This is a genomic window from Halobacillus sp. BAB-2008 (assembly GCF_000328325.1).
Taxonomy (GTDB): Bacteria; Bacillota; Bacilli; order Bacillales; family Halobacillaceae; genus Halobacillus.
In genome coordinates this window covers 15,966-37,667 of the sequence record NZ_ANPF01000045.1, presented here as the reverse complement: position 1 = coordinate 37,667, position 21,702 = coordinate 15,966, and the positions used below count along the sequence as shown (strand labels likewise).

Below are 21,702 nucleotides of genomic sequence, written 5' to 3'. Positions count from 1 at the left end.
CTTCCAGCAATTTTTATAGGATAGGGCTGCGGATAATGGAACGCTTTCCAAGAGGCGATCCATTATCCGCAGCTTCTCTATAATTTATAAGACGCGCAGCTTCTGTTCTTCATGAAGGGCGACGACGTCCCGCAGGTAGGCAAGCAGTTCATCCTTCAGCTCTTCGCGCTCCAGAGCGAAATCGATGGTCGTTTGGACGAAACCGACCTTCTCCCCAACGTCATACCGGCGACCTTCCATATTCCAGGCATACACGGGATTGGTACGGTTTAACCGATCAATCGCATCCGTCAGCTGCACCTCTCCCCCTGCCCCAATCTCTTGTTTATCCAAATAAGCAAATATTTCCGGAGTAAGTACATAACGGCCGATGATTGCGAAATTGGATGGAGCCGTCCCCTGCACCGGTTTTTCTACAAAACCACCGACCTCAAACTTCCTGCCCGTGTTGGCTGTCGGGGCAATTACCCCATATCGGTGGGTTTCTTCGGGGGCAACCTCCTGGACAGCGATTACAGATGCTCCCGTTTCATCGTAAACGTCCATCAACTGCCGGATACCCGGGTAATCGGACCTCACAATATCGTCTCCCAACAAAACCGCAAACGGCTCTTCACCAATGAACTTCCTTGCACACCAGATGGCGTGCCCCAGTCCTTTCGGCTCTTTCTGACGGATGTAGTGAATATCAGCAAGCCCTGAGCAGTATTGCACTTCCTCCAGGAGCTCCCACTTGCCTTTCTTCTTTAAATTGGCTTCCAGCTCGAAGGCGTGATCGAAGTGGTCTTCAATCGAGCGTTTTCCTTTCCCGGTCACGATGATGATTTCCTCAATGCCGGCAGCTATTGCTTCTTCTACGATATACTGAATGGTCGGCTTATCGACAATCGGCAGCATTTCTTTCGGCTGGGCTTTTGTAGCAGGAAGGAACCTTGTTCCGAATCCAGCAGCAGGAATGATCGCTTTTTTAATGTTCATCGTTCTACCTCCTGGTTTATGGGATCAAGCCGTATGTCTTCCTCTTAATGTCCAAATCTGATAAAGCATCAGTAATGACGTGTACACGGTAAGGAAGGTCAAAATTGTCCAGCCTGCATCCAAGTATGGATAAACAGCCGTTTGAACCTTCTCACTGGTAAAGAAATCCCTGTGTGTAACGGCTACATAAACGAGTGCACCGATCAAGACAATGACTGCGAGCATCCCTTCTACAATCTTACTCTTCGTCTGCCCGCGCTCTGCATTGTACTGGACTGCCCATCCATCCTTCTTATGGGCAGACAACTTACCAAGCCAAACGTTGGAGAAGGTGATGAAGTTTACCCATAAATAAATCTCGGGGCTGATAAGCAGCGCTGCCAGGATCACATCAACCGGCCTGTGCATCGGCGTCTTCAGAGCAAGAATCGTATTAAGGATCGAAGCAAGCGCAACAGGCGTCAACCATATCCACGCCCAGTAAAATTGATCGGTCGTAATAGATACGAGCAGAAGGGTAAAGAAGATAAGACGGATGGATAGATCAATCATCGTCTTGATTTGTGACCGCCAGATTTTCGCCCTGTGCTTTGATTTCACCCCGATATCGTTATTCGTAAGTAATTCGACCGTTCCTCCCTGCCACTTATTACGCTGCTGACGAAACGTATGATAGGACCTCATAGCATCAACGAAGCAGCGGGCTTTGGGACTGATCAATGTCTTCCAGCGTTTCTGTATCTGCCATGTAAGCAGCATATCCTCTACATCACTTTCATCCTGCCATGGACCGTCGAGTTTGTTCTCGTCTACGATATCCTGCAGCGCTTCCGGACGGAACAGGGTCGCCTGACCTCCAAGAACGTATGTGCTTCCTCCCCTGTATTGTAGATCGAGCAGCCAGCTCGCCATGTCCTGCTTCTGCTGGTGCGTCCACCATCTGGTCACAGGACCTCCATACTGACCGCTCGCCAGAAGTTCTTCATAACGAACGTCATCTTTCGAAAGCAGGCTCTTCTTCTTAGGCATTCTCATCGTGTACTTGGCCATAACTCCACCGATATTACGAGCACTCATCAATCCTTCCCAGAGTTCTGCAAGAGCATCCGGAGCAAGACGACTGTCCGCATCCATACCGAGGATGGCTTTTACCGAACTCTTATAATATTCTTCATAGATCGTCGGTTTTTTGTTATACAAGTCCAGCGGATCGCCATAAATACTCTTCCAGGCAGAATTCAATGCTCCAACTTTGCGTTGTTTATTATTCTCCGTTGTCAACACTTTCAAGTTGAGGTTGAACTCTTCACCGGCAAGGAGTGCGATTTCTTCTGTTCTGTCAGTACAGTTATCAGCAATGACGATGACGTCCAATTCCACATCTTTCGGCAGGGTCTGGTCCCCGAGTCCTTCGAGGCAGTCACGAATCGACTTTTCTTCGTTATGTGCAGGAATGAAGGCAGTGATACGAGGCTTCATGTACGTATGTCTTACACCAGAAATATTCAATGAGGGGGATTGTTCGTTTACATTAGGAATAGTCACTACATTTTCCATATCTTAACCTCCTGATTTTTCATGACGGAGTCCAACAATGACACGTCCAAAACGATGGGTGGAAGACCGCCTCCTCTGTTCGTTTTAACGAATGTTACTTTGATTATAAGATATTTTATGAAAGTGTCAAAGCTAAAATTCTCCCATAAATCCTCTATAACGAACATAAAATGCGTGTTTATGCCTTATTTTCTCAATATATCTACTTTTTTCTTAATTTATCGACAAAACCCTTTCATTATAGTGAACAGACAACTAAAAAAAGAACCCTTAAGGGTTCTTTTTAAAAGAATAGGAATGATTTTTTATCCGATCACCGGAGCTGTTTTTGTAAAAAATCCTCAATGAACAACCTATGCTTTTCAAACATTTTCTCAGGCAGATCGTGCAGAGGAAAGAATCCTACATCCAACGTCTCGCTGTCCCCTTCATTCAATTCCCCTTCAAAATCTCTGCAGGTAAAAAGAATTTGTACGAGGGCAGCCTTGTCTCCATTTGGGAATGTCTTATGTAAGGAGGTTCCTGAGTAAACACCGAACAATTCCATTTTCCCGAGATCCAGTCCCGTTTCTTCTCTCGTTTCCCTCCTCGCTGCATCTTCCACAGTTTCATCCATTTCCATAAAGCCCCCCGGGATCCCCCAACTGTTTGTATCCGAACGGAGCTGCAGCAGGATTCTATCCTGTTCGTCAAGAACGAAGACCCCGCTCACTGTCATAATTACCCGCTGCTGTCCGACCATAGAGCGTAAATAACGGATGTAATCCATATGTATTCCTCCTTGCTGGTTCACGCCTTCCAGTTATCACCTGTCTTCTTCCGTAGAGACAGAAATTCTGCTTCTTCCTCGTTCTTTAGCGTCATAAAGGGCTCTGTCCGCCCTCGTCATCAAATCATTCCTGTCCCGTCCGTGATCTGGGTAAATAGAAATCCCTATAGAAGCACTGATATGGATAGCGCGGCCCTCTTTGAAGATAGGTTTCGTGATACTGTTCATGATCCGATCGGCCACTTTATTCGGCTGATCACCCGATGTTATACTGGTAAGCAGGATGACGAACTCATCACCGCCGAGCCTGGAAAGTGTATCAGAATCACGCAGCTTCTGTTTCACACGTTTGGTGAAGATGACAAGTATTTCATCTCCGATCTGATGTCCATACCTATCATTGATTTGTTTAAAGTTATCTAAATCAATGAAAAGGAGAGCAAGCATAGACTGATCTTCTTCCGCCTGTTCGAGTTCGCTGTTCAACTTATCAAAAAAGTACCTTCTATTTGCTACATTGGTAAGTTGGTCAAAATAGGCCATCGTCTTCAGTTTTTCCTGCTGCATCCTTCGCTCGGAAATATCCCTGCACACGGTTTGTACCGCCTTTTCTCCGGAATAGTGTACAAGTCCCCCGTGTACTTCCACTTCCATGCATGTGCCGTCCACTTTGACTAGTTGACGTTCAATCGGTCCCTTAACCTCCAAACCGGCAAACAGACGCCTGAGACGATCCCTTGTTTTCTCCTCGTTTTCCCCTGAGAAATATCTTTTTATATCCTGTCCATACACGTCTTCCGGTTTATTCACCCCGATCATATGAACGGCCGTCTGATTAATATAGACAATTCTATCATCCTGATCGTGAACGAACACTGCATCCGGCGACGTCTCTACGAGAGAACGATAGCGGTACGCATCCTCCATCCACATCTCTATACTGCCGGCACCTCTCCTCGCTTTCCCATCTATGGAAATGCAATAGACGGCCTCCGGTTTCATGCAATATAATTGATAAGGCTCCTGAAATGGGGAAGAAGGTTCTTCGGCTATAGGTACCACCTGTCCGTTCTTTCGATCTGCCGCTTCACACACACGACACAGATGATTATACATTGCTGCGTGGTCCGTTTTCTTCAGGATGTTCCCTTCCATCCCGGGGTACCTCTCCAGCAAACTTGGGTTCACATAAAGGAACAGAAAACAGTCCTCCTCCTTCTTCACAATCGCTATACCGTCTTCCAATTGTTGAAAAAGGCTTTTCATCCATCTCTCGTTTTTAAACAGACCGGGGAGGTTGTCCATGCAGTTACCCTTCTTTCTTTATCTTCAATTAGTAATAATAAATAGTCGCTATAGAATTATAGCACTTTATAACGAATAAAAACTATTGTGATCTGCATATTTTACCCAATTTTCTAAACAATCAGATATATATAACAAAAAAAAGCAGAGCACCTCGATTTCGTGCCCTGCTCTCTGTTTATTTTGGTGTCATGAAAAGCTGCGTCCAATACGTTGTGTACCTTCCATCACCCTTCACATAACCGACACCGATATGCGTAAAGTCTTTGTGAAGAATGTTGGCACGGTGGCCGTCACTGTTCATCCAACCTTCCACTACCTGTTCCGGCGTCCTTTGACCTGCAGCAATATTCTCACCAGCTGCCCTATAGTCGAAATCAAACTGGTTCATCATATCAAAAGGCGAACCGTAAGTCGGCGATTCGTGGCTGAAGTAGTCTTTATCCGATAAATCCTGCGATTTAACCTTGGCCATACCGCTTAACCGATTATCTATTTTTAACGGGGCAAGGCCGCGCTGCTCCCGTTCTTCATTGACAAGCGCTACAACTTCCTTCTCGAACTCATTCGGTTGATAATCGTCGATGGACCCTTCCTCAGCTGCCGGCTCTGCCTGTTCTTCCACACCATTATTTTCCGCCTGCGGCTGCTCCAATTCAGAGTCCTCTACGTATTTCCATTCGATTCCGTCAAAGAAAGAGCGTAGATCCTCCCCGAATGTTTGAACTTCCTGTTTCACATCCGTACCTTCGACCAGGCCCTGAATATGACGGGTCACCTTCTCATACGATTCTTTCGGGTTATCTTTCCATTTCCATATATCTTGAGCAGAGACAGGGGTTGCAACGACGATGATGACAAGTAAAGCAATCAGAAACAATAGTAACTTTCTCATGGTGGTTGTCTCCTCGTTTAATTAATATAATCAACTTCCGTGTCACGGCGTCTGCTAGCTAGCGACGCGCTTCCTGCAGACGTCCCTTATATATTTCTACTTTCTTCAAGTCAATGTCCAAGTCACGGGCATACTTCTTCAACCGCTTCTCCTCGACCGGATTGACGAGTGACACAACCGTGCCCTCCTCCGATCCAATCCTTCCTGTACGACCAGCTCTATGAATGTAGGAAGTTCTGTCCTTAGGCATGTCCAAGTTAATGATGCAGTTGATTTCCTGGATATCCAACCCCCTGGCCGCTACATCTGTCGCTAACAACAATGGGTACTGACCCTGGCGGAATTCCCGGATCGCCTTCGCCCGATGTTCTTTTTTTGCATCACTATGCAGGAGACCAATGTCCAGCTTATGGTAAGTCAGCTTCTCTGCCATAATATTCAGCTTGGCGATGTCTTGAAGGAAGGCCAGGCCGAAGAAACCATCTGTGTAGGACAGTTTACGAACGAGCTCCACTTTATCACGGTCGGAGCAAGCAATATAGGTGTGGGTGACTGCCGGCTTCTGAGCCTCTTCCTGCACCCGGATTACCTCAGCGTCTTCCTTCATAAAGCTTTGAGCTACATCAATGACCGTATCCGGCAAAGTAGCAGAAAACAGCAGGATCTGCGTATCCTTCCTTGTGCTTTTCAACACATTCTCAACCGTCTGAATATGCTCAGGGACAAGCAATTGATCCGCTTCATCCATCACGACCGCATGCATTTCATGTGCTTTCAGCTTCTTCTTCTGAATCAGCTCGTACACCCTTCCCGGTGTCCCGACCACAATATGAGGTTTCTTCTTCAGCTTATCGATCTGACGCTTCACGTTCGCTCCGCCGATCAAAGTAGTGCTTGTCATACCGCTGTCTTTTGTCCATACCTGTATTTCCTGATGAATCTGCATCACCAGTTCATGAGACGAAGCCATGACCAAAACCTGCGTCTGCTTCTTCTCCGCGTCCACCTGCTGGATTAAAGGCAGTAAATAAGCAAGGGTTTTACCACTTCCGGTCGGCGCCTCCGCAAGGACGTCTTCTTTATTTAAAATAAATGGGATGGCCTGCTCCTGTACATTCGTGAAAGTGTGGAAACCAGAATTCTTCCACGCCTCCTTAAGCGAAGGGGATAGTTCAGCAAACCAAGGCTGTTCTTGTTGAGTCATAATCTATATCTTTCCTTTCCTCATTCCATAAGGCTCCGTCAATGCTTCCGGGAGCTGTCTATAAAAAAATAGGCCTCTTCCCATATTGGATGGCGGAGAGACCTTTCATACATGATCCATAGCTTAATTTTATTATACCACCATTACGGCCTATTTTCGATAAACTTCTTCAAACGAGGCAGATGGTCCTCATCTTCCTTTTTGATAATCCGCTGGATCAAGGGCTTCATCATGGTGTTACGGATTCCCTCCGTCTTCATTTCTCCTCGGAATGTCACTTCCGTACTCCCCGCTTCCCGCTCCGTGAACACATAGTGATAACGCAAGTCAAGACCGTTCTGGACACTTCGGACAGAATAACTTTCATTCCTTACGAAGTCCGTTACTTCTATAACCGCCGGGATTTTCCTTCCTCTTATCAACCTCGTCTCCTTGAAACGATACCCCTCACGCAAAGGCCCCTCACTCAACAGCTCCACATCAACAACGGCGTCCATCACTTCCGGACTATTAGAGAAATCGATGGCGGCAGCAAATACTTCTTCCAACGGTTTTTGTATTATTACAGACTGCTTCATAAATGTCATAGGAAAGCCCTCCTGTCAAAAGTCAGTTCTTCCACCTATTCGTGTGATAGTGATAAAAGTCCTTTTTCAATAAAAAGAATATCCAAGCATCAACTCACGCATGCTAGAAGAAGATATAGAAGGAAGAGAGGTACATTGTCATGGACTGGTTATCCGTCGTCCCTTTCATTGTGGTCATCATTGCTGCTGTCTGGACTAAACAAGTCATTCCAAGCCTGCTTTTCGCCGTCGTCGTCGCAGGATACATATCCGACTTCCACCTGCTGGGTGGCATGATGGCAGCCCTTGGGTTCATTATCGAAGGGCTTTCTGATGACAGCAATTTGAAAATCATCCTTTTTCTTTATGTGTTCGCTGCCTTAATCGGTCTGATCAAAATGGCCGGAGGCATCAAAGGCTTCGTAAAAGAAGCTACCGAAAGAATCGAAACCAAACGAGGAGCCTTCCTGCTGACGTGGCTGTCATCCCTTGGCACCTTCTCTGCACCCAGTTTTCGTATTGTGACGATCGGGCCGGTGATGAAAGCAATGAGGAAGAACATTCCTATGTCCAAACAGGAGCTGGGCTTCGTCATTGAAACAACTGCTTCCCCACTCGTCGTGCTGATTCCGGTAGCAACTGCTTTCGTCGGCTATATGACCTCGGTCATCGCCCTTTCTCTGGAGCAGGCGAATACGACAGGAGATGCTTACAGCTTATACATCCAGAGCATTCCATTCAACTTCTTCGCCTTCTCTATGCTCCTTGTAGGCCTTTATTTAAGTTTCTTCCACAGGAATAAAAAAGCTGCCACAGATGCGGAAAATATGGATCAGGAGCCGCGGGAAGATGATGACCAGTGGGAAGACTGTCACCCTGCCGTGACGAAGGAGCTGCCCGCAAAACCCTGGCGTTTGATTATCCCGCTTTTCGCCGTAATCGGGCTCACCTTCCTGCTTATGTATATGTCGGGAGTCCGTGATGGCAAAAGCGGATTTGATGCATTGATCAACGATAACGTACTGGATGCAATGGTACTCGCCGTTCTCATCACGTTAATTGCACTCGTCCTGTTCCTGAAGGTTCGTTCGGAATCACTGAAAAAGATGATGACAGTTATTACAGAAGGCGGCAATGAAATGATGGGCGTTATTATGCTGCTCGCTCTCGTCTGGGGCCTGAGTCGCGGCTCCGAAACACTGGATTTCGCCGGCACGATATCTTCCTCCTTCGGCTGGATTCCCTCCGGATTCGTAGCTGTTGTGCTGTTCATCGTCGGCTGCGGGCTGTCCTATTTCATCGGATCTTCCTGGGGCACGTGGGGAATACTGATGCCCGTCGGAATATCCATTGCCACAGTCGCCGGCAGTTCTCTCCCGATGGTGATCGGCGCTGTCTTCGCGAGCGGGACCTTCGGTGCATTCGCTTCACCTTTAAGTGATGATACGAATACGACAGCCGGAATCCTCAACTTGAATCCAATTAAATATGCCAAATTCAAGTTAAAGCCAGCCTTGATCGCCGCTGCCATTGCAGCTGTTTTGTACTTTGGTTTATCTTTTCTCCTCTAAAAAATCCGAACGATTCCCGGAATGCTGATCAGAGCATTCCAGGAGCGTTCGGATTTTTTATTGCACTTATTTGATAGGAAGATATAGCCGATAGCTGGTTTGGGATCCCGTGTAAGGCTGGTATTCTTCGAAACCGAATCCTTCCACCTGTTCATAACCCTTTTCCTTGATCCAATCGTGGAGATAAAGGTAAGGATTGAACTCATGAAGGGACGGATCATACTCCAACACCGCATACGTATAAGCAGGAATTGTTTTTGTAATCATATCTTGTGGAATCTTCTCGAAACTGTCTACCTCGACACCGGCGATCCAGTAAAAGGCATCCGTCATCTCATTCCAATTGGGAGGATCGACGAACATACCGAGAGAACAGGGAGCATTAATACGATTTTTTACTTTCGGAAGCTTCATCGTATGGAATTGTTCCATTAGTTGCGGAACCTTCACTTCCCTTTCATCCATCATCGTTTGGCAAGAGACACCGACCACTTTGAAATGGGACTTCTTCATGACTTTAGGTTCCACAGCCGTTGTCATTTGTTCACTCATTCAATGGCCACTCCTTTAAGATTTGATCGCTTTCCCTAACTACTTCCACATTCAATCAAAATTCCCTTTATAAAAAAGGTTGTTCGATGTTATTCGTAGTAATTCGACCATATTAGTGAATCGTCCATTAATGAAGTTCCTCATTCCATATCATACGGTTCGGTTCTATAAAAATATGCTTGTTTTTTACCGCCAGCCGATAATCGCCTGTAAAATTGCCTTCTGTACGTGCATACGGTTTTCCGCCTGTTGGAAAACGGCGGATTGCGGACCGTCGATGATCTCTGCTGTCACCTCTTCTTCTCTGTGAGCTGGAAGACAATGCAGGAAAGAGGCGTCCGGTTTGGCATGAGAAAGAAGCTCTTTATTTACCTGACAGCCTTGGAAGTCTTTTAAGCGCTGCTCCGCTTCCTCCTCCTGTCCCATGCTGGTCCACACATCCGTATAGACAACGTCTGCATCTTTCACCGCTTGGACAGGGTCCGGTTCGATGGTGACAGAACCGTTATATTCTTCCGCCAGAGCTTTTGATTTAGCGGTAATCTCTTCATCCGGCTCATATCCTTCCGGAGCAGATACCACCACTTCCATCCCCATCATCGCTGCAAGGATCATTAGAGAATGAGCGACGTTGTTACCGTCTCCGATGTAAACCAGCTTGATGCCGCACAATTGGCCTTTCAGTTCAAGGATGGTAAACACATCCGCAAGCGCCTGACACGGGTGATAGATATCACACAATCCATTGATAACCGGGACTGTCGCATGCTCGGCGAGCTCCGTTAAGCGCTCGTTGGAAGTCGTACGGAACATGATGGCATCTACATAGCCGGATAGGACGCGGGCGGTATCGGCAATCGTTTCTCCACGCCCGACCTGAATGTCTTTCGTGTTGAGATAAAGAGCGTGCCCTCCCATATGCCCCATCCCGACTTCAAAAGAAACACGGGTTCTGGTGGATGATTTCTCAAAAATCATCGCTAGATTTTTTCCTTTTAATGACTGATTGTAGGGATTTTCCTTAATATATTGCGCTTGTGCCAGCAGTTGGCAGACTTCCGACTGGCTGTAATCCAGCCAAGTCAGAATATGTTTGCCCTGCATAGAACTGTTCGTTGAATACATCTGCTCCATTAAATTCATTACGTATGCACTCCTTCCAGGATCATCTCCGGCAATGGGGTAGGTTCGTTCTTATCTACTTGAAGCCCCTGCCAAAAGGCTTCAAACGTTGTTGTTTCGCTAAACACCTGCACACCGTTCTTCGTTGCCTGAATTCTTCTGCTTCGCGCCAGCTCCGTTTCCTGGTCATTGACATAAAGGACGGCAGATGCGGTCGTCAGCCACTCTTCAAAGTCGAGTTCAGATGACGGAATGTGAGAATATCCCTCCACATCGACGTAACAAATGTCCTTGTCCTCCCGGATATCAGGAAGATGAGCGAATACTTTCTGCAAGGCTTCCTCTACCGTATTACCGAGACACATCCCTTCTCCAGTGGACTTCATGTTCGGTCCAAGCTTGTGGTCCAGTTCCGTCATGGCATAAGAAGAAAAGACCGGATATTTAACAGCTGTTACGGTGATGTTCGGAACCTGCTTCTCAGCGAGTGCGAACCCAGGAGCATCGACGAGCACTTGTACCGCGTAATCGACCAAAGGAACGGCAGCAACTTTACTGATGATCGGCACCGTACGACTTGCGCGCGGATTCACTTCCAGTACGTACACGCGTCCATCGACACAGAGGAATTGAATATTCATGATACCTTTGTATTGGAAGTGCTGGACGATCTGCTCACTATAGCGGCGTACTGTGGATTTGATTTCTTCCGACAGAGCCGAAGGGAAGATCGCCATACTGTCACCGGAATGAACGCCTGCCGGTTCAATGTGCTCCATGACATCCGGAAGGAAGATGGTTTCACCATCCCCGACCAGGTCGACTTCCACTTCCATGCCCTGCATGAAGGAGTCAAGAACGATCGGATAGTGACGGTCTTCCGTTTCGTCGAGCGCCTGCTTCAATTCTGTTTCGTTCTCGATCTTCACCATTCCCTGTCCGCCGATAACATAGGAAGGACGACAGAGAATCGGGAAATTATAAGTTGCCGCCGCAGACCAAGCTTCCTCCTTCGTATGACATGTCGTTCCGGAAACATGCGGAATATCCAATTTCTTCAATGCTTCATAGAATTTGTCACGGTCCTCCAGCTCATCCAGAACGTCTGTTGATACACCAGCCAGCGGGAGACCTGCTTTTGAAAGCTCCTCGGCCAGGTTGATGGCTGTCTGACCACCGAATTGTGTGAATACGAGATCGATTCCTTCCTGTTCGACAATGGCTTCCACAATTTCTGTATGAATCGGTTCGAAATACAAACGATCAGCAGTTGCGTAATCGGTACTTACCGTTTCCGGGTTATTGTTGATCATGACCGTCGTCCAGCCCAGCTTTTGGAGACTTTCGATCGCTTTAACGGCACTATAATCGAATTCGACACCCTGACCGATCCGAATAGGTCCGGATCCGAGGATCAATGCTTTCTTCTCCCCCGCCAACGGTGCTATTTCATTGTTGCCGGCATACGTGCTGTACACATAGTTGGTAGCTGCTTCAAACTCAGCCGCACATGTATCGACGACTTTGAACTTCGGCTGTAAATCGAAATCCTTTCTCCAACTCTTAACTTCCTGTACCGACGCACCTGTATGCACGGCAATGGTCGGGTCAGAGAATCCATAGACCTTCGCCTGCTGAAGAAGCTCTTCGGTGACAGGACCGGATTCCAGCTGCTTTTCTGTATGGACGATGTTCTTAAGGACGTTCAGGAAGAACAGGTCAATTTTAGTCACTTCATGAATCTTCTCGATCGTCACGCCTTCTCTCAGAAGCTCTAAAATGGCGAAGTAGCGGAGGTCCGTCGGTTTCGTCAATTGTGTCCACTTATCTGTAATGACAGGAATGCTTGTATCGAGCGATTGGACGGCCTTCTGAAAAGCCCCTTCGAGCGTTCGATCGATCGACATGACCTCTCCCGTTGCTCTCATTTTCGTGCCAAGGCTTCTTTCCGCTTCGGGAAACTTATCAAACGGCCAGCGCGGGAATTTCACAACGACATAATCCAAAGCAGGTTCGAAGCTTGCATACGTATGGCCTGTCAATGGGTTCAACAATTCATCCAACGAATAACCGAGAGCCACTTTTGTCGCCATCTTGGCGATTGGATAACCGGTCGCTTTTGATGCTAATGCAGAAGAACGGCTTACACGCGGATTAACTTCGATGACATAATAGTTTTTGCTGTGTGGATCGAGGGCGAGTTGAACATTGCAGCCTCCGATAACCTCCAAAGCCGAAACGATTTTAAGGGAAGCACTTCTCAACATTTGGTATTCTTCATCCGTTAATGTCTGGGAAGGCGCTACAACAATGGAATCACCTGTATGAACGCCAACCGGATCGAAGTTCTCCATGTTACAGACCGAAATACATGTTCCATTATGGTCCCGCATAATTTCGTATTCGACTTCTTTAAAACCGGCAATGCTCTTTTCAACAATGACCTGATGAATCGGACTCGCTTTCAGACCAGTCAGGATCAACTCTTCCAATCCTGATTCTTCGTCCACGATTCCACCGCCTCGGCCGCCAAGTGTGTAGGCTGGGCGGCTGATAATCGGGTATCCGACACGCTCGGCAAATGCTTTCGCCTGTTCCAGCGTCGTAATTACTTCACTCTCAGGAACCGGCTGATCCAGCTCGTTCATCAAAGCACGGAACAACTCCCGGTCCTCCCCTTGTTTGATAGAATCCACGCTTGTTCCAAGAAGTTCTACTCCGTATTTTTCCAGTACTCCTTCTTTTTCCATCTCAACAGCAAGGTTTAGTGCCGTCTGCCCGCCAAGTCCCGCAAGAACGGAATCCGGCTTCTCTTTCTCGATGATGGCAGCAATGCTCTCGACCGTCAGCGGTTCACAGTAGACGACGTCCGCTATTTCATGATCGGTCATAATCGTCGCCGGGTTATTGTTGACCAATACGACTTCATGCCCCTCCTCTTTAAGTGCAAGACACCCTTGTGTGCCTGAATAATCAAATTCCGCCGCCTGGCCGATCACGATCGGACCAGAACCGATGACTAATACTTTCTTAGACATGAACGTTCACTCCTTTTTCCACTACCTTTACAAAGTCATTAAATAACCATTGTGCATCCGCAGGTCCCGGATTCGCTTCCGGGTGGAACTGCACAGACATTACCGGTTTTTCTTTATGCATTAAGCCTTCGACAGACCCATCGTTTACGTTATAGAATCGTTTTGTAAGTGGTGTAACATCTAGACTGGCTTCGTCCACCACATAACTGTGGTTTTGAGAAGACAGGAACACCTTTCCTGTCAGCTGGTCTTTAACCGGGTGATTGGCCCCACGGTGCCCGAAAGGCAGTTTCTTGGTATTGGCTCCATAGGCGAGAGCGATGACTTGGTGTCCCATGCAAATTCCGAAACTTGGGTGGGTATCCAACGCCTCTTTTAAAGCCGGAAGATGAGGCAGAACGTCTTTCGGATCCCCCGGACCATTAGATAGGACAAGTCCATCAAGGTGAAGATCGTTCACTTTCTCCACCTGAGTAAAAGGAATAACGCTCACACGGACGTTCCATTTAAGTAGGGATTTCAAAATGGACTTCTTCCATCCGAAGTCGATCATTCCTATATGCAGCGGTCCATCGCCGTGCGTTTCTATTTCCTCCCCATGCACCTCATACATTTGGTTTGTTTCCAATGGTTCGAAGTCACGGACAGGTTCATCTGCCAAAATCGCTTGTCTCGTTCCTCCAGACCGAATGGCCTTAGTCAACTCTCTTGTATCGACACCAGTCAGATACGGGACGTTATTCTCCTCCAAGTATTCACCAAGAGAATGTGTCGCTTTGTAATGGGTCACCATGTCTGCGCACTGAAACATGACGACGCCGCTTACCTGTATCTCCTTACTCTCCCCATCATCGGCGTTGATGCCGTAATTGCCGATTAGTGGATACGTGAAAACAACAATCTGCCCTTTATAGGACGGATCCGTCAAAACTTCCTGATAACCTGTCATACCGGTAAAGAAAACGACCTCTCCCTGAACAGGTTGTTGATAATATCCCGAGACTTTTCCTTCGAACGTTTTTCCATCTTGTAAGCTTAAGTAACCTTTCATACGTTCACCTCATAACTTGAATAAATATTATTTTTAATGAATTTTTATACATTTAATTTCCAGAAAAGGTGGCCCCGAAATGCGAGGTCCACCACTGCTTATATTAAGCTTTTTGAAGTTCCTGCTCATGTTTCTTTAATACTTCGCCCAAAAGCGCAACCGCCTGATCGATCTCCTCTTCCGAAACTGTCAGAGGCGGTAAAAGCCGAAGAACATTAGGACCAGCAAGGACTGTCAATAATCCACTCTCCCTTAAAGCATGTACGAGCTGGATTGCTTCCGTATCCAGTGCAATCCCAAGCATCAATCCTTCGCCCCTCACTTCCTTCACGTAATCGACAGAAGATAGCTCAGACACAAGCTTTTGCTTGAATAAGCGCCCTTTCTCTGTCACATCTTCGAGGAAGGAATCATTGAAAATTGTTTCGAGCGTCGCTTTCACTGCGGCAGAAGCCAACGGGTTCCCACCAAAAGTCGAACCATGGACACCAGCTGTGAATGTTTCCACGAGCTCTGCCTTTCCAAGCATGGCTCCTACAGGAAAACCACTGCCGAGACCTTTTGCAGAAGTAACGATATCGGGATTCAGATCATAATGCTGATACGCGAACGGTCGACCTGTCCTGCCGATTCCCGTCTGCACTTCATCAATGATCAGCAAAGCACCGAGCTCGTCACACTTCGCTTCGACAGCTTTCAGGAACTCCTTCGTACCCGGGACGACGCCGCCTTCCCCTTGGATGACTTCGACCATGATCGCAGCAACATGGCCGTCATGAACCTCTTCAATAGCCTCCACATCATTGTATGGATAGTAGTTAAAGGTAGGCAGCAAGGAACCAAACCCGTCGTGGATTTTCGCCTGCCCCGTTGCACTCATCGTTGCAAATGTCCTTCCGTGGAAGGACTGCTTAAATGTAATGATCTTTTCTCTTCCAGTGTGTTTACGTGCCAACTTAATGGCCGCTTCATTCGCTTCTGCTCCACTATTACAAAAGAAGACATGATCCAGATCGGTCTTTGAAACTAAAAGCTCCGCTGCCCGCTCCTGCACAGGGATCTGATAAAGGTTTGAGACATGCCAAACCTGCTCCATTTGTTCTTTCACTGCAGCTTCCACTTTGTCCGGCCGGTGACCAAGATTACATACGGCGATTCCGGAAACGAAATCGAGGTATTCCTTCCCTTGATCATCCATTACTTTCGTTCCCTTTCCGGAGACGATCGTCAACGGAAACCGATTGTAGGTAGGAAATAAGCTCATTTGACTTTCTCCTTTCGTTTCTCTGAAATCGACGTTCCTTTTATCGTTCCATGTTCCATCAGTGCTGTCTCTCCACTAACGATCAAAACCTCTTCCAAATCGTCGGACAGTGCTTCGACAGCGGATTTCACTTTAGGAATCATACCACCATAAATGGAACCGTCTTCGATCATACTTTCAATCTCTTCCGGCGTCGTTGCGTCCAATAGAGAGCCATTAATAAGAATACCGGGAACATCCGTCACATACAGCAGCTTCTTCGCTCCGACTGCACGTGCAATTGCTCCTGCCGCCATGTCAGCATTGACATTTACCGTCACTCCATCCGATGTTTTACCGAACGGGGCTACAACAGGAAGATACCCTCCTTCGAGAATATGGTTCAGTACTCCTGGTTCTACTGCTTCTACCTGACCAACGTAGCCAAGGTTTTTTTCATCTACGAAGCTGCAGGTTAATAAATCCGCTTCTGATCCTTTGACTCCGATTGCAGATATACCCTGTGCGGCTAAGCTTCCTGTAATCTGTGCACTCACCTGACCACCCAGCACCATCTCGACGACAGCCATCGTCGGAGCGGTCGTTTTACGCAGACCATTGTAGAATTCACCTTCTATTTTCAACTGTTCCAACATTCTGTTGATAGCCGGGCCGCCGCCGTGGACGATAATGCAGTGATAGTGTGCTAGCACTGACCGGAAGCTTTGATAGAATTCGTCCGTAAGCTGGTCTGTCATACTGCCGCCAAGCTTGACGACAATCACCGGTTTATGTTCTGTAGCTTGCATTGATTTTGATGTAGTCATAAGTCAAGTCACACCCCCAAGCTGTGCCGGTACCTTCCCCTACGCCAAGCTTGATGCCGATTGTCACCTTTTCATTCTCCAGGTCTTCTGCTGCTTTCTCTTCAGAGAAGGCACACGCCGTACCTTTACTGAATACGAGTTGGTCTTCCATATGAATATCGCATTCATTCGGATCAAGCGTTGCTTCACTGTGACCAATTGCACTTACAATACGGCCCCAGTTGGCATCCCTACCGTAAACAGCCGTTTTGACAAGACTGGAACCGACGACTTTCTTGGCGATAATTCGAGCTTCATGGTCGGATTTAGCACCGGTAACATTTACTTCAATCAGCTTAGTGGCACCCTCTCCGTCCCGGGCGATCTGCTTAGCCAAGTCTTCACAGACGAGCTGAAGGGCTGCTTGAAATGCTTCCCAGTCCGGATGATCTGTATTTAACGGTTCGTGGCCTGCCTTTCCGTTTGCAAGCGCAAGCACCATGTCATTCGTAGACGTCTCGCCGTCTACGGTGATCTGGTTGAATGACTTATCAATCGTATGGCTCAGGGCAGCCTGCATATCGGCCGTATCAATGACAGCGTCTGTTGTTATGAAGCCCAGCATAGTAGCCATATTCGGATGGATCATACCGGAACCTTTTGCTGCACCGGCGATCGTGACTGCGACTCCGTCGATCTGCACTTGATAACATGTATGCTTTTGACATGTATCTGTAGTGAGGATAGCCTCCTGGAAATCCCCGCTGCCTTGCTCGCTGAGTTCTACAGTCCGGCTACCTTCCGCAATCTTATCCATCGGAAGCTGTTCCCCGATGACACCCGTAGAAGCGACAGCCACGTATTCATTAGGGATCTCGAATCTAGAAGCGATGAGGTCACGCATCTCGTAGGCGTTGGCCATACCCTCTTCTCCAGTACAAGCGTTGGCAATAGCACTGTTGATTGCAATGGCTTGAATCTTCCCGCCCTTAGCGATACTCTCCTGTGTGACCTTCAGAGGTGGAGCCTGAAAGTGACTCTGCGTATAAACAGCCGCGATGGAGGCTGGAGTCTCACTCATCAGCAAACCGAAATCCTTCCTGCGATATCGGAGACCGCAATGCACCCCTCCCGCTGTAAAGCCTTTCGGCGTCACGATTGACCCTTTTTCTAGTTTTTCAATTTGATGTACGTTCTTCGCTTCTATCAACGTTTCTCCTCCTCTTCTTAAGGATAGACAGGAAATTCTGGTAATCCTGCACTTTCGTCCTTATTGAATATTAGATTCATATTTTGTACCGCCTGACTTGCTGCGCCTTTCATCAAATTATCGATGACGCTGACGATGGTTACCCGTTTCGTCCTCGGATCGATCGTCACACCGATATCACAATAATTCGTTCCGTACACGTCCTTCGTACAAGGGAACGTACCATCTTCCCTGACACGCACGAACGGCTCCTGTGCGTAATAGGAACGGTAGATGGAGCGCAGTTGTTCTTCCGTCGCCTCTTGTTTGAGAGTCATATAGATCGTCGACATAATCCCCTTCGTCATTGGAACGAGATGTGTAGAGAACGTAACAGGCTCCGTACCTTCTTCCCACTCAGCAAGCTGCTGTTCAATTTCGGGAATGTGTTGGTGCTGATTCACTTTATATATTTGAAAGTTTTCCTGTGCATGTGCAAAATGAGCCACAGGGTTCGGGTTCTTCCCTGCCCCTGATACGCCGGACTTCGCATCAATAATGATGGAAGAAGGAACGGCAAGGCCTTCTTTGACCAGCGGCCCAAGACCAAGAAGTGTGGCTGTCGGATAACATCCAGGGTTTGCGATGACATCCGCCCCGCGAATCGCCTCTTTATTCCATTCCGGCAGGCCATAGACAGCGGTTTGCAGCACGTTTGAGGCAGCAGGTTCTTTCTTATACCACTGGGAGTAGCTTTCCGCATCCTTCAGCCGCAGGTCTCCCGATAAATCGATAATTTTCGCACGGCTGCCGGCAAGCTGGGGAGTGAGTTTACTGGAAACCCCGGTGGGCGTCGCTAAAAAGATGACATCCTGTTCTTGCTTCATCTTCTCCGGCTCGACATCTTTCAATTCGTGCTTCGTACCACTGTTCATTTGTGGATATATATCTTCAAAATACTCCCCTGCCTGTGAGGAGGAATACAATGTGATTGTTTGTATATTTGGATGAGCCTGTAAAATCCGGAACAGCTCGATGCCGCCGTATCCTGTAGCTCCGACAATTCCTGCTTTCAAACTAAAACCACCTCTATGTATATTTATAATTTCCTCTGTATATTTACAATATTATTAACCCTTAGCCCTAATATGTCAATAGCCAGATGAGACTAATTGATTTTTTTACATATTAATATTTTCCCAGATTCGCTGAACCCTTGTTTTATCAACATTATCCCCAATCGCATCCTTAGGAAAGGATGGGTGGATTTATACACATGTGGATAACCCGGAAAGACTGCGCCACCTCTTTGATTTCCATTCACATATACACAATTTTATACACATTATCAACAGAACCAAAAAACGCACATGAAAGAGTTGTCACCTTTCATGTGCTTCACATTTATTGAACAGAAAAGGATTGGAAAATGTTCTTCTCACTGAGCGGAAAGACTTCGCGGCCGGTCAGCTGATTAATAATTAACTTATTGCGGTAAATGGACAGCCCCAAGTTTGTCGAACCGACACCATGCGTATGGGAAATGCCGCTGTGGACGAATATTTCATTCGGCGTGTCTGCATTTTTCTTCAATCTGTAATCTTCTGTCACTTCATAACGGCCTTGATCATCCCAGACAAGGAAGTCCTCCATGTAATGAACGAAATCCGGAACATAAGGCTTATACCCGGTCGCGGCGATAATGACATCTGTTTCGTGCGTGTACTTCTTCCCTTTTTGATAATGGTAGCAGTCTAGTTCATAGCCGCCGTCTGCTTTTGCATGGACATCCCGGACTTCGGTAAGTACCTGAAGGCCGACTGGAAGCTCTTCTCCACCAACCGAATATTCGTAAAGCAAATTATAGATATCATTCACTGTATGATTACTGATCCCCTTGTAGTATAACCCCTGCGTAGCAAAAATTTCATCTTTCTGCTCCTGGGGAAGGCTGTAAAAGTAGTTTACATAGTCCGGAGAAAAGTGTTCCAGACTCAATTTCGACTCTTCCATGGAAGAGAAGCCGGGCGATCTCGTAATCCAGTCCAGCTGGAAGCCGTACCGGCGCTGTTCCTGCAGGAGATCGCGGAACGTTTCGGCAGCACTCTGTCCGGATCCGACCACTGTGATTGATTTCTTATTCAGGCATGCATCTTTGTTTATAAGGAAGTCTGCCGTATGAAAAACATCCGTTTCCGGTAGTCCTTGGAAAGATTGCGGCATGGATGGAACGCTGCCTGTTCCCATAACGAGATTCCTGGTTCGATACAGCGCAGAATTACCTGTTTCGATATCGAGAACATCGACTTCGAAGGTGTCCCCGTTATCTTTGACATGACGGATCCCCGTGACGCGCTTACCAAACCGGCAGGATGACAACTGATCGGCGACCCATCGGCAGTAATCATTATATTCTCTGCGCGGAATGTCCAGACGCTGCAGGAAATAGAACTGATACATCCGATCGTGCTTGCTGATATAGTTCAGGAAGCTGTACGGGTTCGTCGGGTCGGCCATTGTAACCAGATCCGCAAGAAACGGAACCTGCATCTTCGTTCCCTCGATCAACATACCCGGATGCCATTCGAAGGCAGATTTCTGTTCAAAGAATAATGCATCCACTTCCTCTATATCATCCAAAAGAGCGGCAAGGCTCAAGTTGAAAGGTCCTGTTCCGATTCCGATCAAATCATATATAGGTTCTTGTTGTTCCATAGTCACTACCCCTTTTTTATCTGAAAATACCTTCATTTCAGAAATCGATGTATTGCTTCTATGTTATCATAACCATAAACAAACGATAACTGATGATTAAAGGGGAAAAGAATATGGACATAGAATTGCTGCCTGTGGATAACCGGGAAGAATATAAGCCGCTTCTCTTACTGGCAGATGAAGAAGTGGATATGGTTGACGCTTATCTTCATGAAGGAGAGCTGACAGCCATCCGATTGGACTCCGCTGTAGTCGGTGTATGCCTGTTCGTTTTTCCAGATGAAGAATCGGTCGAAATTAAAAATATCGCCATATCAGAAGCTTACAGAGGAAAAGGCATTGGAAAACGCGTGATTACAAAAGCCGCTCAACAATATAAGGAAAAAGGGTACACAAGTATGATTGTGGGCACATCAAACTCCAGCATCGAGAACTTGTCCTTTTATCAAAAGGCGGGCTTCCGTTTCGACCATATCCTTCCCGATTACTTCCTTCGTTACCCTCAGCCGTTTTATGAGAACGGCATCCGCGGCATCGATATGGTGGTATTCCGGAAATCGCTGCTTGATTAAAATAACAATAAAAACGCTCCTGCTCATTAAGAGAGGAGCGTTCGTCTTGTCCAATTAATCCACAACAATATAAGCGATCATCGGACCGCTGGCTGCCTTGTCTGCATGTGTCGTGCAGATCAAACGATACACGCCTTCTTTCTTGAACTTTAAATCGACGACTGTTTCCTTCCCTTTCTCTACAACCCCTTTAATATCCGTACCTTCTATATAGAATGGATGTTCCTCCCCATTCACCCCGTACATACTCAATTGGAAGGGTTCATCCTTCTCGACGACAATTGTGCCGGGATCCCAACGGTAAGCCTCCACCTCTCTGCCGTCTGCGGTCGTCGTTTTAAATTCACCGGTAACTAATTGAATGACCCTGGGTTCTTCATTGGTCGGTGCAGTGGAAGTAGCTACGGCTCCTTTCCAGAAATAGCTCCCCAAAAAATATGCAGCGAAGGCAATGACAACAGCACCCGCAATCCAGCCGATCTTCCGTGCATTTACGATCCACGCATTCATCCACATCCCCCTCTCCCTCTTGATAGTACATATATATGCAAGAATGTGGATAACTTGTC

Annotated in this window: 19 protein-coding genes; 2 read left to right on the top strand and 17 right to left on the bottom strand. The window is 47.1% G+C overall.

Annotated features, from left to right (window positions below; translation table 11 throughout):
- Window positions 1–84: 84 nt before the first annotated feature.
- The 7 genes from galU to D479_RS10790 form a co-directional block, all read right to left on the bottom strand.
- Complete coding sequence (gene galU / locus D479_RS10825) at window positions 85–978, bottom strand: UTP--glucose-1-phosphate uridylyltransferase GalU (protein WP_008636851.1); 894 nt, start codon at window positions 976–978, stop codon at window positions 85–87.
- Between the two features lie 24 nt (window positions 979–1,002).
- Window positions 1,003–2,535: a glycosyltransferase family 2 protein gene (locus tag D479_RS10820; protein WP_008636850.1), complete on the bottom strand. Its 1,533-nt coding sequence runs from the start codon at window positions 2,533–2,535 to the stop codon at window positions 1,003–1,005.
- 313 nt (window positions 2,536–2,848) lie between these two features.
- Window positions 2,849–3,304: an NUDIX domain-containing protein gene (locus tag D479_RS10810; RefSeq protein WP_008636849.1), complete on the bottom strand. Its 456-nt coding sequence runs from the start codon at window positions 3,302–3,304 to the stop codon at window positions 2,849–2,851.
- Between the two features lie 36 nt (window positions 3,305–3,340).
- Window positions 3,341–4,609 carry a sensor domain-containing diguanylate cyclase gene (locus tag D479_RS10805; RefSeq protein ID WP_008636848.1) on the bottom strand — a complete coding sequence of 423 codons (1,269 nt, stop codon included), beginning with the start codon at window positions 4,607–4,609 and terminating at the stop codon, window positions 3,341–3,343.
- Between the two features lie 178 nt (window positions 4,610–4,787).
- On the bottom strand, window positions 4,788–5,504 hold the full coding sequence (locus tag D479_RS10800; protein WP_008636840.1) for a CAP domain-containing protein: 717 nt from the start codon (window positions 5,502–5,504) through the stop codon (window positions 4,788–4,790).
- 58 nt (window positions 5,505–5,562) lie between these two features.
- Window positions 5,563–6,708: a DEAD/DEAH box helicase gene (locus D479_RS10795; protein ID WP_008636839.1), complete on the bottom strand. Its 1,146-nt coding sequence runs from the start codon at window positions 6,706–6,708 to the stop codon at window positions 5,563–5,565.
- 143 nt (window positions 6,709–6,851) lie between these two features.
- Window positions 6,852–7,295: an SRPBCC family protein gene (locus D479_RS10790; RefSeq protein ID WP_008636838.1), complete on the bottom strand. Its 444-nt coding sequence runs from the start codon at window positions 7,293–7,295 to the stop codon at window positions 6,852–6,854.
- 140 nt (window positions 7,296–7,435) lie between these two features.
- On the opposite strand from D479_RS10790, the gene D479_RS10785 reads away from it, so the two are divergent.
- Complete coding sequence (locus D479_RS10785; RefSeq protein ID WP_008636837.1) at window positions 7,436–8,845, top strand: Na+/H+ antiporter NhaC family protein; 1,410 nt, start codon at window positions 7,436–7,438, stop codon at window positions 8,843–8,845.
- Window positions 8,846–8,911: 66 nt separating this feature from the next.
- On the opposite strand, the gene D479_RS10780 is transcribed toward D479_RS10785, so the two are convergent.
- From D479_RS10780 to D479_RS10740, 9 genes are all read right to left on the bottom strand, one after another.
- Window positions 8,912–9,397, bottom strand: coding sequence for an effector binding domain-containing protein (locus D479_RS10780; protein ID WP_008636835.1), 486 nt, complete (start codon window positions 9,395–9,397; stop codon window positions 8,912–8,914).
- A gap of 186 nt (window positions 9,398–9,583) precedes the next feature.
- The gene (argF, locus tag D479_RS10775; protein ID WP_152413376.1) at window positions 9,584–10,522 is read right to left on the bottom strand and encodes an ornithine carbamoyltransferase; all 939 of its coding nucleotides are present in this window, start codon (window positions 10,520–10,522) and stop codon (window positions 9,584–9,586) included.
- Between the two features lie 17 nt (window positions 10,523–10,539).
- Complete coding sequence (locus D479_RS10770) at window positions 10,540–13,557, bottom strand: carbamoyl phosphate synthase large subunit (RefSeq protein ID WP_008636832.1); 3,018 nt, start codon at window positions 13,555–13,557, stop codon at window positions 10,540–10,542.
- A complete protein-coding gene (locus D479_RS10765; protein ID WP_008636831.1) occupies window positions 13,550–14,608 on the bottom strand; it encodes a carbamoyl phosphate synthase small subunit in 1,059 nt (352 codons plus the stop codon). Before D479_RS10765 ends, D479_RS10770 begins: the two co-directional genes overlap by 8 nt.
- A gap of 103 nt (window positions 14,609–14,711) precedes the next feature.
- Window positions 14,712–15,872 (bottom strand): acetylornithine transaminase, encoded by a 1,161-nt coding sequence (locus tag D479_RS10760; RefSeq protein WP_008636830.1) that lies wholly within the window; start codon window positions 15,870–15,872, stop codon window positions 14,712–14,714.
- Window positions 15,869–16,678: an acetylglutamate kinase gene (gene argB / locus D479_RS10755; RefSeq protein WP_008636829.1), complete on the bottom strand. Its 810-nt coding sequence runs from the start codon at window positions 16,676–16,678 to the stop codon at window positions 15,869–15,871. The genes D479_RS10760 and argB overlap by 4 nt, the downstream gene beginning before the upstream one ends.
- Window positions 16,641–17,867 carry a bifunctional ornithine acetyltransferase/N-acetylglutamate synthase gene (gene argJ / locus D479_RS10750; RefSeq protein WP_008636828.1) on the bottom strand — a complete coding sequence of 409 codons (1,227 nt, stop codon included), beginning with the start codon at window positions 17,865–17,867 and terminating at the stop codon, window positions 16,641–16,643. The genes argB and argJ overlap by 38 nt, the downstream gene beginning before the upstream one ends.
- A 17-nt stretch (window positions 17,868–17,884) precedes the next feature.
- Window positions 17,885–18,922 (bottom strand): N-acetyl-gamma-glutamyl-phosphate reductase, encoded by a 1,038-nt coding sequence (argC, locus tag D479_RS10745; RefSeq protein WP_008636826.1) that lies wholly within the window; start codon window positions 18,920–18,922, stop codon window positions 17,885–17,887.
- Between the two features lie 328 nt (window positions 18,923–19,250).
- Window positions 19,251–20,561 carry a lysine N(6)-hydroxylase/L-ornithine N(5)-oxygenase family protein gene (locus D479_RS10740; protein ID WP_008636819.1) on the bottom strand — a complete coding sequence of 437 codons (1,311 nt, stop codon included), beginning with the start codon at window positions 20,559–20,561 and terminating at the stop codon, window positions 19,251–19,253.
- Window positions 20,562–20,674: 113 nt separating this feature from the next.
- Between D479_RS10740 and D479_RS10735 the strand changes: the two genes are divergently transcribed.
- A complete protein-coding gene (locus D479_RS10735) occupies window positions 20,675–21,133 on the top strand; it encodes a GNAT family N-acetyltransferase (protein WP_008636815.1) in 459 nt (152 codons plus the stop codon).
- 54 nt (window positions 21,134–21,187) lie between these two features.
- Here the strand turns inward: D479_RS10735 and D479_RS10730 are convergent, their stop codons facing one another.
- A complete protein-coding gene (locus tag D479_RS10730; protein WP_026577762.1) occupies window positions 21,188–21,643 on the bottom strand; it encodes a cupredoxin domain-containing protein in 456 nt (151 codons plus the stop codon).
- Window positions 21,644–21,702 lie beyond the last annotated feature (59 nt).

What these genes read in the sequence shown, in the direction of transcription:
- D479_RS10795 (WP_008636839.1), bottom strand. Translation starts at nt 6,708, where the DNA reads ATGACTCAACAAGAACAGCCTTGGTTTGCTGAACTATCCCCTTCGCTT.
- D479_RS10810 (WP_008636849.1), bottom strand. Translation starts at nt 3,304, where the DNA reads ATGGATTACATCCGTTATTTACGCTCTATGGTCGGACAGCAGCGGGTA.
- D479_RS10730 (WP_026577762.1), bottom strand. Translation starts at nt 21,643, where the DNA reads ATGAATGCGTGGATCGTAAATGCACGGAAGATCGGCTGGATTGCGGGT.
- D479_RS10780 (WP_008636835.1), bottom strand. Translation starts at nt 9,397, where the DNA reads ATGAGTGAACAAATGACAACGGCTGTGGAACCTAAAGTCATGAAGAAG.
- argF (WP_152413376.1), bottom strand. Translation starts at nt 10,522, where the DNA reads ATGTATTCAACGAACAGTTCTATGCAGGGCAAACATATTCTGACTTGG.
- D479_RS10820 (WP_008636850.1), bottom strand. Translation starts at nt 2,535, where the DNA reads ATGGAAAATGTAGTGACTATTCCTAATGTAAACGAACAATCCCCCTCA.
- D479_RS10785 (WP_008636837.1), top strand. Translation starts at nt 7,436, where the DNA reads ATGGACTGGTTATCCGTCGTCCCTTTCATTGTGGTCATCATTGCTGCT.
- D479_RS10770 (WP_008636832.1), bottom strand. Translation starts at nt 13,557, where the DNA reads ATGTCTAAGAAAGTATTAGTCATCGGTTCTGGTCCGATCGTGATCGGC.
- D479_RS10765 (WP_008636831.1), bottom strand. Translation starts at nt 14,608, where the DNA reads ATGAAAGGTTACTTAAGCTTACAAGATGGAAAAACGTTCGAAGGAAAA.
- argB (WP_008636829.1), bottom strand. Translation starts at nt 16,678, where the DNA reads ATGACTACATCAAAATCAATGCAAGCTACAGAACATAAACCGGTGATT.
- D479_RS10800 (WP_008636840.1), bottom strand. Translation starts at nt 5,504, where the DNA reads ATGAGAAAGTTACTATTGTTTCTGATTGCTTTACTTGTCATCATCGTC.
- D479_RS10805 (WP_008636848.1), bottom strand. Translation starts at nt 4,609, where the DNA reads ATGGACAACCTCCCCGGTCTGTTTAAAAACGAGAGATGGATGAAAAGC.
- D479_RS10740 (WP_008636819.1), bottom strand. Translation starts at nt 20,561, where the DNA reads ATGGAACAACAAGAACCTATATATGATTTGATCGGAATCGGAACAGGA.
- D479_RS10735 (WP_008636815.1), top strand. Translation starts at nt 20,675, where the DNA reads ATGGACATAGAATTGCTGCCTGTGGATAACCGGGAAGAATATAAGCCG.
- D479_RS10760 (WP_008636830.1), bottom strand. Translation starts at nt 15,872, where the DNA reads ATGAGCTTATTTCCTACCTACAATCGGTTTCCGTTGACGATCGTCTCC.
- galU (WP_008636851.1), bottom strand. Translation starts at nt 978, where the DNA reads ATGAACATTAAAAAAGCGATCATTCCTGCTGCTGGATTCGGAACAAGG.
- D479_RS10790 (WP_008636838.1), bottom strand. Translation starts at nt 7,295, where the DNA reads ATGACATTTATGAAGCAGTCTGTAATAATACAAAAACCGTTGGAAGAA.